This window comes from Zooshikella ganghwensis, from assembly GCF_018263875.1.
GTDB classification, from domain to species: Bacteria; Pseudomonadota; Gammaproteobacteria; order Pseudomonadales; family Zooshikellaceae; genus Zooshikella; species Zooshikella ganghwensis.
In genome coordinates this window covers 25,280-39,152 of record NZ_JAEVHG010000017.1, presented here as the reverse complement: position 1 = coordinate 39,152, position 13,873 = coordinate 25,280, and the positions used below count along the sequence as shown (strand labels likewise).

Here is a 13,873-nt window from a genome sequence, read left to right as displayed (position 1 = left end):
CAGTTTAAGCTAGGCTGTCAACCTAAAATCATACAATTGTTTGAATTTTGAATATGGCACGTTAATGGAGTAGGTGCTTCGGTGAGTGGTCTTTAATGTAAGGCTCGCTAACATGAAAATACGTGCTGTTAATACTCGGTCTTTTGGGTTGTTTTTGCTAAAATAGCACCTTATTTTGATAAAGTCTGGCGACGTGAATGTGCTTTATCCGTTGTGTTTTATGGGAGGATAACCTTGGAATTTTTGGCTGAATACGGTTTGTTCATCGCTAAGGTCGTTACAGTAGTGGTTGCTGTATTGATCTTAGTGGCTGGCATTGTGGCAATTAATAGTCGACATAAGAAGTCAGTTGCTGGGCATATTGAAGTTAAAAACTTGTCTAAACATTATACTGAAGTAAAGGATACGTTACGTAATGCTGTATTAGATAAAGAAACGCTGAAAGCATTACATAAAGAGGAGAAAAAACAGGAAAAGCAAGCTCATAAAAAGACAGGTGAGGAGAGTGAACCGCGTCGTTCTCGTTTATACGTAGTTGACTTTCATGGGGATATCAAAGCCTCTCAGGTTGATTCATTGCGTGAAGAAATCACTGCGATTCTGAGTATTGCTGAGCCACAAGATGAAGTCGTTGTGCGTTTAGAAAGTGCGGGTGGGGTGGTTCATGGTTATGGACTAGCTGCTGCGCAGTTAAATCGAGTACGCGATAAAGGCATTCCACTCACCATCTCGGTTGATAAGGTGGCTGCCAGTGGCGGTTATATGATGGCATGTGTTGCGAACAAAATTATTGCAGCGCCATTTGCTATTCTTGGTTCTATAGGTGTTGTTGCTCAGTTGCCTAACCTTCATCGACTTTTGAAGAAGCATGAGATTGACTTTGAACTTCACACTGCAGGTGAGTACAAACGTACTTTGACGGTTTTTGGTGAAAATACCGATCAGGGGCGCAAAAAGTTTATTGATGATCTGGAAGATACTCATGAGCTATTTAAAGCATTTGTTCAAGAGCATCGTCCTGTGCTGGATATGGATAAGATAGCCACGGGAGAGATTTGGTTTGGGCGTCGCGCACAAGCGGTAAATTTGGTAGATGAGCTAAAAACCAGTGATGAATATTTAACCGTTAAAGTTGATGAAGCTGATATTTATCATGTGGTTTATGAACATAAAAAATCGCTTCCAGAAAAACTGGGTATAGCTGTACAGACTGCTGCTGATCGTTTGCTACTGCGTTGGTTGCAAACATTGCAATGGGGGCGCTTTTTTTCTTAATGGCACCGGCTGCTCTTAGGTTTCTCAGTCCGGAGGTTAAATGACACAGTTTAAGGCATTATGGGTTGAAAAGGACGCCAGACAGAATAGCTTTGTCCAGCGAATTGTAACACGTGATACGGCTGATCTGCCGGCAGGGGAGGTATTGATTCGTGTTCATTACTCCTCGCTTAACTTTAAAGATGCCTTATCGGCCATGGGAAACCGAGCCGTTACCAAGCACTACCCTCATACGCCTGGCATAGATGCTTCTGGTGTTATTGTGGCTAGCGATCATCCTGATTGGGAGCCAGGGCAGGAAGTGATTGTTACGGGTTATGATTTGGGTATGAACACATCGGGTGGCTTTGGTCAGTATATTCGTGTACCTGCCCAGTGGTTGGTTCCTTTACCTGTCGGCCTGTCACTTTATGATGCAATGGCTCTCGGTACCGCTGGACTCACAGTGGCCTTGAGTATCAGCAAGTTGTTACGCATGGGGTTGAAACCAGAGGCTGGTTACGTATTTGTCACTGGAGCAACCGGAGGGGTTGGTAGCTTAAGTGTGGCACTTTTAAAGCAGTTAGGTTATTCCGTTGCCGCAAGTACGGGAAAGTTAGAGCAAGCGGATTACTTAAGCCGGCTTGGTGCTAACATGATCCTTGATCGTGAAACGTTGTTTGAGGGGAATGACAAACCCTTACTTAAACCGCGTTGGGCTGCCGCTATAGATACTGTAGGCGGTGATATTTTGTTTAATGTGATTAAGTCGCTGCAGTATGGTGGTATCGTTGCCTGTTGTGGGATGGTGGCTTCGCCAGAGTTTAGTGCTAATGTCTACCCTTTTATTTTACGAGGCGTCAGCTTACTTGGGGTTGATTCGGTAGAAGGATCAATTAAAACCAAACAGTTAATGTGGCAAAAACTAGCATCTGATTGGCGAATTAAAGCGTTACCCCTTATTGCGCGTGAAATACCATTAACACTATTGCCTGAATATACTCAGCAGATTTTTCGAGGCAAAGTGGTCGGCCGAATTGTCGTTAATATGCAGTCAGTTTAATAGGAGTGGGTCATCTCATGTGGGCACAAAAAACGCTAACACTTCGTTCTCGTCCACGAGGGTTTCATTTAGTTACAGATGAAGTACTCCAGCAGCTCCCTGAGTTGTCACATTTAAAAATAGGTTTATTGCATTTATTTATTCAACATACGTCAGCCTCACTGGCGTTAAATGAAAATGCTGATCCGACAGTGCGAGAAGATCTGGAAGCATTTTTGAATGAACATGTACCCGAAAATGCGCCTTATTTTCAGCATATTTATGAAGGACCTGATGATATGCCTGCTCATATTAAGTCCATTCTTATTGGTCCCTCATTAACTTTGCCTGTGAGTGAGGGACGATTACAGCTTGGAACTTGGCAAGGCATTTACTTGGGTGAACACCGTGTTAGAGGTGGCTCACGACAACTGGTTGCGACGATTCAAGGGGAATACTATTAGTCGTGATGTGCTGACTCAGTTAGCGCGACTGGCAAAACGATAAAGTCTGCACCATAGTAAGTATACTCAGCATGCATCAAGACCAGATAAATAAACTGATGCTGTGAGTATACTTGTCATGGATTGCAGGAATTAACGCATGAGAGATTGTGGGCGTGGTAGAGCAGGGTATTGGCTGTGGTTTAGCCTTTTCTTTTGTAGTAGCTTGCTAAGTATCCACACTAATGTACACGCGTTACAAGGTGTAGCGTTAACAGACACTCCCGAGTGGGTAGAACGCTATCCAGCTGTTTTGCCTGAGCCTGTACCTGTCGAAGAGGCTATCGGGGGAGAGTATTATTTGTTGGTTGACCAACAGACGCGTGCTGTTGATACCCTGCAAAATTTTTTCCATTATGCCGTAGTCGCCCTGAACACCCAGGGGGTAGAAAGTGTTGCACAAATCAGTGTGACCTATGATCCTACTTATGAGCATCTGCAGCTGCATGATATATATGTTCATCGTAATGGGCAGCTTCTTGATCGATTACACTCTGCTGATATAAAACTGATGCAGCGTGAGTCTGAGCTTGATGCGCAAATTTATGATGGGCGTATAACAGCGAATATTATTTTGAGTGATGTACGGGTTGGGGATGTTATTGAGTACAGTTACTCAATAATAGGACAAAACCCCGTCTATCAGAATATCTTTGCTGACCGGTTGGAGCTTCAATGGTCAGTACCTGTTTTTCAACAGTATTTTCGATTAATTCGGCCAAAAGATAAGCCATTAAATACGCTGCCAGTTAATACATCACTAGCGCTGGAAAAGCGTGAATTGGGTGATTTCATAGAGTATCGTTTAACGCAGCAAAAAATTTCTGCACTCACACGAGAAAGTGAAACACCTGGTTGGTATAACCCTTACCCACGAATTTATCTCAGTGAATTACAAAGTTGGCAACAAGTCGCTGAGTGGGCACGCCCTCATTATCAACTACCTGCTGAATTGTCGCTGGGTATTAAAGATTTACATAACCAAATAATGCAGGCCAGTGATTCATCTGAAGCCAGCGTAGTCAAAGCATTACATTATGTGCAGAGTGAAGTACGTTATTTAGGCATTGAGATAGGTGTAAGTTCGCATGTGCCGAGTCCACCTGAAGCTACATTTAACAGGCGGTTTGGTGACTGTAAAGATAAAACCATGCTGCTGTTAGCATTACTTAAATTGCAGGGCATAGAAGCTTACCCAGCATTAGTTCACTCACGTTATCGTCATACTATTGCTAATTACTTGCCAACGCCTAATGCATTTAATCATGTTATTGTCTATGCCAAGGTCAATAATAAAGGTTATTGGCTTGATCCAACCTTGCTTTACCAGTTAGGTAGTTTGCATTCGTTATATCAGCCTGATTATGGTATGGCGTTAATTTTGCGTGAAGGAGAACAAACGTTAACCGCTTTCGAAACTAAACCCCATGCTAAAAAGGAAGTAAAAGAAAGGATTGATTTATCAGGTGGGGTTGGTGAACCTGCAACTTATCGTATTGAAACACATTACTTTGGTAAAGAAGCTGAAGATTTTAGAGCCTATTTAGCCTTAAGTGGCAAGCAAAAAATTCAGCAAGAATATATAAACTACTACAGTAAATTCTACCCTTCTATACAACCGCTAAGCCCATTGACGATAAATAATGAAAATGCTGATTTTATTGTTACTGAAGAGTTTTATGTAATACCAGACTATTGGCGTAGTGATGAAGAGACTAATAGAACAGAAACTTATTTTTATTCTAATGCCCTGTATCCTTATGTCATTAAACCTAAAATCATCCGAAGGTCTGCGCCTTTAGGGTTAGCCTATCCTGTCGATGTAAAGCAATCGATTGAAGTACTGCTGCCTTTTGCATGGCAAGTAGAAACAGATGAATATAATAATGATAATCGCTTTTTCGTATATAGTGATCGTGTTTCTTATGATAACGCTTCAAATACACTGCTTTTAGATTATCAATATAAAAGCAAGGTGAGTTTTATTCCGCCTGATAATCTAAGCGAATATTTAGATTTTATTAAGCAAATAGATAAAAGGCTCGACTACTATATTTATCATCAGTATGAGCAGGAGGGAATTACGCCTGCAATAACGGTTGATCAACAATCCTGGAGTGGGAAATGGCACCTTATCATCATTGCGACATTAACCTTAGTGTTTGCTGCATTTACTTATGCAGGTATTGAATACAGCTATGATCGAAAGCTTCGCTCTCATCTATACGTAGTTAGTTTTATAAAGTTTATGACATTAGCAGTATGTACGTTTAATTTATACTGCTTGTACTGGTATTGGGCTAATCGTCGTATTCTTATGGGGGATACAGGTTATGCACGTGCTTTATTAATGGTACTTTTATTACCTGTTACGTTACCCTTTCTTTATTATACTGCCTTTTGTGCTCGTCATCATAAATACCCTTTTTATGGTTTGATGCTAGGGACTGGTTTTTTTGTACTGTTAACGTCTTTTTGGTGGTTGCCTGCACCCTGGAATTTGACTGCTCTATTGGCAGGTGTATGCCTACTGCCGCTTGTTAAGCAGGTTAATAGTTATGTTCGCTTTTTTGAAAGTAATGCTCGAAATGATCATGAGTGGCGGGCACGTCATGTGTTATTAACCGTTGTTTCTTGTTTTGCAATTATCTATCAGTTAGCAACTTATTTGAGTTTTATGCCAAGTAGTGAAGTGATTGCCGGTGATCAACTGTGGAAAAAAGACTTAAAATTTATGCATCGCAATGGTCTGCTTCGGTCTGATGAGAAGTTATTATATTTTTACTCTGATGGTTTATTTTCCTTTCAAGAAGATGGTAATGCTGTCACTAACCAAAGAGTATTATCCTATTGGCGCGATGATTTAACCCAGCAGCTTAATGTTGAAACAGCAGGATTCAATGACATCATCAATATTGATGTTGATCGTCAGCTTCTTAAGGATAACACTATTATTACAGTGACACGAACCGATGGTTCGCAGTTTATTTTATTCGTTTCTCAAAAGGGTAGAAAGGATCAGTTTTTTACTCAAAAGCTCTTAACCCTGTGGGAGGGGGAAAGACAAACTTCTCTGTAATTACATTTCGACTTAGCATGCTACTTCTCTGTCCAAAATATAACTTCTCTATCTGTGATAGAGATATTTCTATTCATAGTTTCTTAATTATTTCCTGACTTTATATTGCAATTTAAGGTTGTTTTCCTAACAATATTGAAGACGGTTGTAGTATAGTTGTAGCGCATATTTTGATAGGTATACCCTTCGTTTAGGGTATATAAGAGGACAGTTATATCCTGGGCAAGGGGTATATATCCAGTAAGGAATAGGAAACAATATGGTTGATATGCAGGTAGCTGATCAACAGGTCAGGAAGATCGCTCGGAAAAAAAAGCAAGTTTTTCATGTAAGTAATGGAAAAATTAAAGTTGTAACCCGCTATAAACAGAAAAATACAATAGCGCCCAGTTTCTCTGGTGACTCAGCCGCAGAGGCTTCGCCGTCAACCAGTCAGTCTATCGTCAAAAACGACGAAGAAAAGAATTTCATGCCGATCCCCCCAGAGCTAGCTTCTTTAAGGTTAACAGGCCGAGCGAGGTCTCGTTACCTAAGAGGGTACCGAAGCTATCTGTTATTAGCAGAGCAATGGCCAAAGGCTTTTAACATTAAGAGTCCTAAGCCTCTGAAAGTAGGTATCAAAGAAGACTTATTGGCCGCGACTAATGTCAGTGAGGGACAAGTTAAACAGGGGCTTCGCTGGTACTGTCATCGATCAGTGTATGAAAAAACTTTAAAGCAAGGAGCTGTTCGGATTGACCAGCATGGCATGGCTGTAGGCTTAGTTTCTAAAGAAGAAGCTAAAGTTTGATGCTATCCGTTTTGTTTTATAGTAGTGATTAAAACTTCATAGCATAGCTTCTTCTAGGGTGGTTAAACTCAATTATGTATGATATCGGCAAATTGCAAGGACATTAGGTGTTTGTAGTTTGGGGGGCTGGAATAAAGTTGGGTAGTGTTTGCACGCGGCTGACCCACTTCAAAATGTATGGGTAGTCTTTGAATATAGCATCCTCTATCCCTGTAGCAGTGAGCAAGGGGTAGCAGGCTATGTCAGCAATCGTTGGGCGGTGGCCAATTAGCCAGCTTGCACTTTTAAGTTGCTGCTCTATCAAACTTAGTCCGGTATCTAAGCGCTGCCATCGCTGCTGGATTGTGAGATGTTGATTGGTGCAAGGTAGCCAATCACCTCTTGCTATGTTCAGCCACTGATTTACACGGGCTAGAGCAGGGGGGGTTAATGGCATCCATAGCTCACTGGCATAGGCTCGGCTGAGGTAAGTAAGCATGGCAGTGGTTTGGTGCAGCTTTAGAGTGCCATCATGCATGACTGGCATAGCACCTAAACCATTGGCAGCCCATGTTGCATAATGTTGTTCATTCAATGGGGCTTCTTTGAATGCGCGTTGTTTGAAACTTGTGCCTAATATCGACATCATCAAGCGAACGCTGTAAGCATTGAGACAATCATCGTGGCTAAAAAAAGTGATCATATCAGCCTCTGACCGTTGAGACCTGTTCAAGATAAACTAATGTGGTGTGCTATTGATAAAGCGTAATATTTTTATCAAACCGCCTGTCATCACAAATCTATACCCTTCGCTGTGGGTATTAAGTTGCATAAACAGCTTAGGAAGATCACCTTAGTGTTAGTATACTACAAGTGTTTTTCTTCTATGAGAAATTATCGTCATACAGCATAAGTTATTGTCTAGCCTTGCTACAATGCTTTAATCTCTGTTAATAACCATTCACTTAAGAGAGTGAATAATATGCAATTGATACCTTCTGTTCATCAGGTACAAGCACCAGCCTGCAGTAAACCTTGAAGTGGACTTTGGGGAACAATTAACTTAAGCGTAGGGGGTTCATCCATTTGCGAAGGGTGCATGGGCTTTAAATCTGGAGATGGTTTGCAGTATGTGTTGTCTACTTGTTGAAAATGATTGTTTTTGTGCCAACGTAAACAGTTACCATGATGCTGAATAAACAAGGCACCTTCTTGGTTCCAGGTTAGGTTTTTAGGTTCTAGATCCACCAAGGATAAATCCCAGGCAGGAGTTGTATATTCTGCAATAAGGTTTAAGTTATCATCGATTAGTTGTAGGCATTGCTCACAGCCGATGCTTAAGCGAATGTCTTTTACAGTAAACTCACCCTTTTTTGTCAATAGAATTGGATCTCCTTCTGTGGAGTAGCCAACTACAGCAACATGGTCTAGGTCCGAGCAGCCAAGTCCTTGAGTAAAAATAGCTTTAGCTACGTGGTAGCGTTTGGTTTTGTTATCGTTAGCCAGCGTACCTCGAACTGGAAATGAAACCAGTGTATAACTGGGCGTTAGCATGACCTCTCGTTCAATATAATCTTCCCAGTCAACAGAGCCTAGATTGAGAGACATGGTGACACATTCAGAAAGATGGGCAGGACACTCAGCCATTAAGACAAGAGCTTCAGGTTTGCCTGCTGTAGCATGAAAGGATAGGGATAATCCTGTAATCAATCCTGTCAGCCATGTTCTTAAGTGGGTGAGTCCTTTGGGTATGGTCACAGGGTATTTTGTCATACGAAGCCTTTTGCTAAAAAAAATAAACTTGCCGTATAAAGTGGTTGCTTAGCAAGTTATTTTTCCTACAGGGTGACCTATGTGGAAAAATAGGTTGCATTATGTGTATTTTTTTGAGGGCAGAATGAAAAGGTTTGAATGGTAAAAAAATAAAACAAATGTTTGTTTGATATGTGTTACACTGGGTTTGCTTTTGTTTTCTTAGGAAAATATTTCAGAATGAGGCATAAAAAAAGCGATGTTGCTTGTCCCAACATCGCTTTTTTAACCGCTTTAAGTTGTTCAGAAAGTGCTATCTAGAACTAAAGGAACATTTTAAAACTTACGGAATACCAATGTTGCATTTGTGCCACCAAAGCCAAAGCTATTGCTCATCACGGTGTTGAGTGTAACACCCTGCTGCATGGTGGTAACCAGTGGCATACCGGTTACGGCTTCATCTGGTGTTGTGACATTAGCTGACGCACAAATGAAGCTGGACTCCATCATCAGCAAGCAGTAGATAGCTTCATGGACACCTGCAGCTCCAAGCGAATGGCCTGAGAGAGACTTGGTTGAGCTGAATGCAGGAATGTTGTCAGCAAAAACTTGCTTCATTGCACCTAGCTCTGCCACATCGCCTACAGGTGTGCTGGTACCATGGACATTGATGTAGTCTATAGGTGTATCAACTGTGCTCAATGCTTGTTGCATACAGCGAATCGCACCTTCACCTGATGGAGCAACCATGTCATAGCCATCAGATGTTGCACCATAGCCCACGATTTCAGCATAAATCTTAGCACCACGAGCTTTCGCATGTTCTAGCTCTTCCAGTACCAGCATTCCACCTCCACCAGCGATAACAAAGCCATCACGCGTTGCATCATAAGGGCGAGAAGCTGTTTCAGGGGAGTCATTGTACTTGGTTGAAAGTGCGCCCATGGCATCAAATAATGCTGTTTGAGACCAATGCTCTTCTTCACCACCACCGGCAAAAATAATGTCTTGTTTGCCTAGCTGAATTTGCTCAACAGCGTTACCTATACAATGTGCACTGGTCGCACAGGCAGAGGTAATTGAGTAATTCACGCCTTTGATTTTGAAAGGGGTTGCAAGACAAGCTGAAACCGTGCTGCCCATTGTCCGTGGAACACGGTAGGGGCCAACGCGCTTAATACCTTTTTCACGAAGAATATCGGCCGCTTCGACGATATTTTCCGAAGATGCACCACCTGAGCCGGCAATAAGTCCCGTACGAGGATTAGATACCTCAGCCTCAGACAGACCAGCATCTTCAATGGCTTGCTTCATTGACAGGTAAGCATAAGCGGCTGCCTGTCCCATAAAACGCAATTGTTTACGGTCTATATGCTCACTTAACTCGAGGTTGACTGTACCAGAGATATGGCTGCGAAAGTTTTTGTCAGCATAGCTTGGGTTAAAGCGAATACCCGATTGGCCTGCTTGAAGGGAAGCCAGTACAGAGGCTTTGTCATTACCCAGACAGGAAGTGATCCCAATGCCTGTAACAACTACACGTTTCATTGACAATTAACCTTGTTTTCGTTGTGCATTCAGAATGAGTCAGGCGTTGTAAATAAACCTACACGCAAATTATCTGCCGTATAGATATCTTTGCCATCAACATTGACTATACCATTAGCAATACCCAGTACAAGTTTACGTGATATGACACGCTTGATATGGATATGATATGTGACCTTTTTGTGAGTTGGTAAAATTTGTCCGGTAAATTTGACTTCACCACTGCCTAATGCACGTCCACGGCCTGGTAGCCCCTTCCAACCGAGGTAAAAGCCCACCAACTGCCACATGGCATCAAGCCCCAGGCAGCCAGGCATCACAGGGTCTCCTGGGAAGTGACAGGCAAAAAACCACAAATCTGGATTAATATCCAATTCTGCGATGATTTCACCTTTTTTGAATTCACCACCGGTTTCATTGATATCTGAGATACGGTCAATCATCAGCATATCAGGGATGGGTAACTGCGCGTTACCAGGACCAAACATCTCGCCTCGACCACAGGCTAGGAGTTCTTCACGAGTAAAAGCGTGTTTACGGGTCATCAGTTATTCCTAGTCGAATCACATAACAAGATAGTGCATGTTGCAATGCAACGCATGAGACCTTGCTGCTAAGTTTTATTAAGTGTGCAAGGTTTGGGGTGACGTGATTGTGTAACGGATAGAACAAAAACACCGACTCATTGCACCAAGCCGGCAACTATATCATTAAACTAAGAAGCGATTAATGGCTGTTTGAATTTTTTAACAAAATTCAAACATTAGACGGCTTGACGTAATGTGAACGTTTGTTTTGTTGGTGCCCATAAAAGTCTTTCAGGTGCTGGGCTAGCTTGTCTCTTAATTGATTGCGGGTAAATGGTTTACTCAAGAAATCATCCATACCACAGGCGATGCATTGTTTTTTTATCTCAGGCGAAAATTCTGTGATCAGTGCAATAATAGGCGTTTGTTGCTGACGACTAGCCAGTAGTTGTTTTATTTGACGACAGCATTGGAAGCCATCAATGTCGGGAAGATGGAGATCCATTAAGATCAGTGCATAGTGATGTGTTGTAGCTATATTGACAGCTTTTACACCACTTTCTGCACTTTCCACTTGAAAACCCATTACCCCCAGCATACCTGTTATAACAGTCTGATTAATAGGGTTATCTTCAACCAGTAAAATAGTAGTTTCTTGGGAAGAGGGTAAGGGCTGTATGAGGGGAAGGGAAGAATGATTTTGAGTATTGTTAAGCTGTATAGGAATACTGAAGCTAAAGGTTGATCCTTGTTCTTCTATGCTGTCGACACTGAGTGAGCCTCCCATGATATTAACCAGTGTTTTTGCAATGCTTAATCCAAGTCCACTGCCACTGTATTTACGAACACTAAAAGTGTCTGCTTGTTGAAATGGATTGAAAATATGTTCTAGACGGTCTTTCGCAATGCCTATCCCCGTATCCACAATACGACAGGTAAAAACTGTCGGCTGTTTGGTTTGCTCTTTAAGATGTGCTTCGAGTGTAATAGAGCCTTGGTGGGTAAATTTAATGGCATTGCTGATTAAATTGATGATTACCTGCTTCAGCCGGGTAGCATCAGCAAAGACCTGTAACCCAGGGGAAATATTTGAAAACTGAGTAATCAGTTGTAGACCTTTGGCAGCTGCATGGTGCTGAAATATGCGGGCACAGCTTTTTAATGCTTCATGCAGGTTAAATATATCTTGCTCAAGTGTGAGCTGTCCTCGTTCAATGCGTGAAAAGTCTAAAATGTCGTTAATGACTTTCAGTAAATGCTCAGTGGAGTTACTGGCAATCTTGATATACTCCCGCTGCTCGTGGTTGAGTTCAGTACAATCTAACAGTTGCAGCATACCTAAAACCCCATTCATTGGCGTGCGTAACTCATGACTCATCATGGCTAGAAAGTCACTTTTGGCTTGGCTGGCCATTTTTGCTTGGTGACTGGTTTCGATCAGCTCATTGGTAAAGTGCTGACGCTGCTGCTCTGCCTGTGTTAGTGCTGTCCCTAAATGATTCACTGCCGCCACCAAGGGCTGGAGTACGCCCGCTTTTTGTGAGGTAAGTTGAACTGGTGTGAACTGATGGGCTTCAAAGTGTTGGAGGGTTTGAGTAATGTGCTGGATCGGCAGGGTAATAGATTTAGCCAGATAATTTGCCATCAGAAAGGCAATCAATAACGTAATGCTACCGGCCACAATCACGCTAACTAGATACGGCAGTTGTCCAGTATGCTCATAGTCTCTAGAAAGACCAACGATGATTTGGCCTTGGTAAAGTGGAGATGCAGGAGAATAGTTTAGAGCAAGCTGGTACTCAGTGCGCTCATCATATTCTTCATAGTCACTTTCTACGAGAGATATGAGTGGTGAGCCATCGGGGTATTCTATGCGGATATAGCAAAGCATTTCGTTATCAATCAGTGATTTAAGCTTTTCTTGAACCTCTGGCCATGGACTATGATCGAGTGCTTGAGCGATATGCAAGGCATGCGACTGTAGGCGGTGAGATATACTGATATCTAACAGTTGCTGGTTAGAAATGATGGTGTAGCTGGTGAGTAAAATAAACATGACGACACAAGGCAGCATACCGAGTAACAATGCTTGATGCTTGATTGTCCAGCGTCCTTGTCGCATGTCACTTAACCTGTGTTACGCGATTATATTTACCTTTTGCAGAGATAAGCCCCATCTTTTGGAGCTTATTAGTCATACTAGGAGATGTTGAACAAAAGTGAGCTAAGTGAAACAAATAAATACATTGTGTGCATCTCTGAGTAGACGAAATCTGTCGTCCCTCTATAGTATGGTATAAATAGTAATATATAAGCTTTGAATTCAATCAGTTGGAAAATAAGGCATGAGTGATAAGGGTATGGGCAGTAAGCAGTTGATTGCTGAATATAAAGTCGCTGTTGTGGGAGGCGGTAGTTTTGGCAGTGCGTTGGCTGATATTGTGGCAGCAAATAAGTTTTGCGTTCGGCAATGGATGCGCAGTCAGTCTCAGGCGGATGAAATAAACCAACATCATACCAACAACCAGTATTTGCCTGAATATCCATTACATCCTGCCATTGAAGCGACCACTGACTTAGCCTATGCCCTTAAAGATTCTGACGTTATTCTGGTTGCAATTCCCAGTAAATCATTCCGAACGGTTGTACGCCAAATGCAGCCTTTTGTTCAGCAGCAAATGGTTGTGAGTACCACTAAAGGCATTGAAGCGGACTCTTTTAAATTAATGAGTCAAATTCTTGAGGAAGAGCTGCCGGCAGCAACAGTCGGTTTGATTAGTGGACCTAACTTGGCTAAGGAAATTGTTGCCAAAGCGCTGACGGCCACTGTAGTTGCAAGTGACAGTGAGGTTTTATGTCAAACTCTACAGCAACTATTGCATACGGATTATTTTCGCGTTTATTCCAATACAGATCGATACGGAGTTGAGTTAGGCGGTGCGTTAAAAAATATTTATGCCATTGTCTGCGGTATGGGGAGTGCTCTCAGCATGGGTGCAAATACACAAAGTATGCTCATGACACGCGCATTAGCAGAAATGAGCCGCTTTGCGGTGACACTGGGAGCCAACCCGCTAACTTTTTTAGGCCTGGCAGGCGTCGGTGATTTAATTGTCACTTGTACATCACCACTTAGCCGCAATTTTCGGGTGGGCTATGCCGTGGGCAAAGGTCAGTCACTGGATGAGGCTGAGGCCGAGCTAGGTCAGGTTGCAGAGGGGGTGAATACGCTTAGTTTAGTTAAAGTGAAAGCGGATGAGCTGAGTGTTTACATGCCTATCGTTCAAGGACTTTATGCGATTTTAGTGGAACAGAAGCCGATTGCACGAGTGATTCGTCAGCTCATGCTGGGAGAGCAAAAAGATGACGTTGAGTTTCTTCTGCATTCTTAATAAATAA

General features: G+C 42.3%; 11 protein-coding genes. 6 read left to right on the top strand and 5 right to left on the bottom strand.

Annotation, left to right across the window (positions count from 1 at the left end; genetic code table 11):
- Nucleotides 1-234 precede the first annotated feature (234 nt).
- The 5 genes from sohB (at nucleotide 235) to KHS79_RS19705 (ending at nucleotide 6,668) form a co-directional block, all read left to right on the top strand.
- Nucleotides 235-1,275, top strand: coding sequence for a protease SohB (gene sohB, locus KHS79_RS19725; protein WP_027707845.1), 1,041 nt, complete (start codon nucleotides 235-237; stop codon nucleotides 1,273-1,275).
- 40 nt (nucleotides 1,276-1,315) lie between these two features.
- Nucleotides 1,316-2,317: a YhdH/YhfP family quinone oxidoreductase gene (locus tag KHS79_RS19720; RefSeq protein WP_212721212.1), complete on the top strand. Its 1,002-nt coding sequence runs from the start codon at nucleotides 1,316-1,318 to the stop codon at nucleotides 2,315-2,317.
- 17 nt (nucleotides 2,318-2,334) lie between these two features.
- A complete protein-coding gene (locus KHS79_RS19715) occupies nucleotides 2,335-2,760 on the top strand; it encodes a secondary thiamine-phosphate synthase enzyme YjbQ (protein WP_027707847.1) in 426 nt (141 codons plus the stop codon).
- 139 nt (nucleotides 2,761-2,899) lie between these two features.
- Nucleotides 2,900-5,878: a DUF3857 domain-containing transglutaminase family protein gene (locus tag KHS79_RS19710; RefSeq protein ID WP_212721210.1), complete on the top strand. Its 2,979-nt coding sequence runs from the start codon at nucleotides 2,900-2,902 to the stop codon at nucleotides 5,876-5,878.
- A 259-nt stretch (nucleotides 5,879-6,137) separates the two neighbouring features.
- Complete coding sequence (locus tag KHS79_RS19705) at nucleotides 6,138-6,668, top strand: ProQ/FINO family protein (RefSeq protein ID WP_038290771.1); 531 nt, start codon at nucleotides 6,138-6,140, stop codon at nucleotides 6,666-6,668.
- Nucleotides 6,669-6,771: 103 nt separating this feature from the next.
- On the opposite strand, the gene KHS79_RS19700 is transcribed toward KHS79_RS19705, so the two are convergent.
- The 5 genes from KHS79_RS19700 to KHS79_RS19680 all read right to left on the bottom strand — a co-directional run bounded on the left by KHS79_RS19700 (nucleotide 6,772) and on the right by KHS79_RS19680 (nucleotide 12,596).
- The gene (locus KHS79_RS19700) at nucleotides 6,772-7,350 is read right to left on the bottom strand and encodes a glutathione S-transferase family protein (protein WP_212721208.1); all 579 of its coding nucleotides are present in this window, start codon (nucleotides 7,348-7,350) and stop codon (nucleotides 6,772-6,774) included.
- A gap of 302 nt (nucleotides 7,351-7,652) precedes the next feature.
- Nucleotides 7,653-8,420 carry a hypothetical protein gene (locus KHS79_RS19695; protein ID WP_212721206.1) on the bottom strand — a complete coding sequence of 256 codons (768 nt, stop codon included), beginning with the start codon at nucleotides 8,418-8,420 and terminating at the stop codon, nucleotides 7,653-7,655.
- 315 nt (nucleotides 8,421-8,735) lie between these two features.
- On the bottom strand, nucleotides 8,736-9,947 hold the full coding sequence (gene fabB, locus KHS79_RS19690) for a beta-ketoacyl-ACP synthase I (RefSeq protein WP_212721204.1): 1,212 nt from the start codon (nucleotides 9,945-9,947) through the stop codon (nucleotides 8,736-8,738).
- A gap of 29 nt (nucleotides 9,948-9,976) precedes the next feature.
- Complete coding sequence (gene fabA, locus KHS79_RS19685; RefSeq protein WP_027707851.1) at nucleotides 9,977-10,492, bottom strand: 3-hydroxyacyl-[acyl-carrier-protein] dehydratase FabA; 516 nt, start codon at nucleotides 10,490-10,492, stop codon at nucleotides 9,977-9,979.
- A 211-nt stretch (nucleotides 10,493-10,703) separates the two neighbouring features.
- Nucleotides 10,704-12,596, bottom strand: a complete 1,893-nt coding sequence (locus KHS79_RS19680; RefSeq protein WP_212721202.1) for an ATP-binding protein — start codon at nucleotides 12,594-12,596, stop codon at nucleotides 10,704-10,706.
- A 223-nt stretch (nucleotides 12,597-12,819) separates the two neighbouring features.
- Here KHS79_RS19680 and KHS79_RS19675 point away from each other — a divergent pair, with 223 nt between their 5' ends.
- Entirely contained in the window at nucleotides 12,820-13,866 is a 1,047-nt protein-coding gene (locus KHS79_RS19675) for an NAD(P)H-dependent glycerol-3-phosphate dehydrogenase (protein ID WP_233468515.1), read from the top strand.
- The last annotated feature ends 7 nt before the right edge of the window (nucleotides 13,867-13,873 follow it).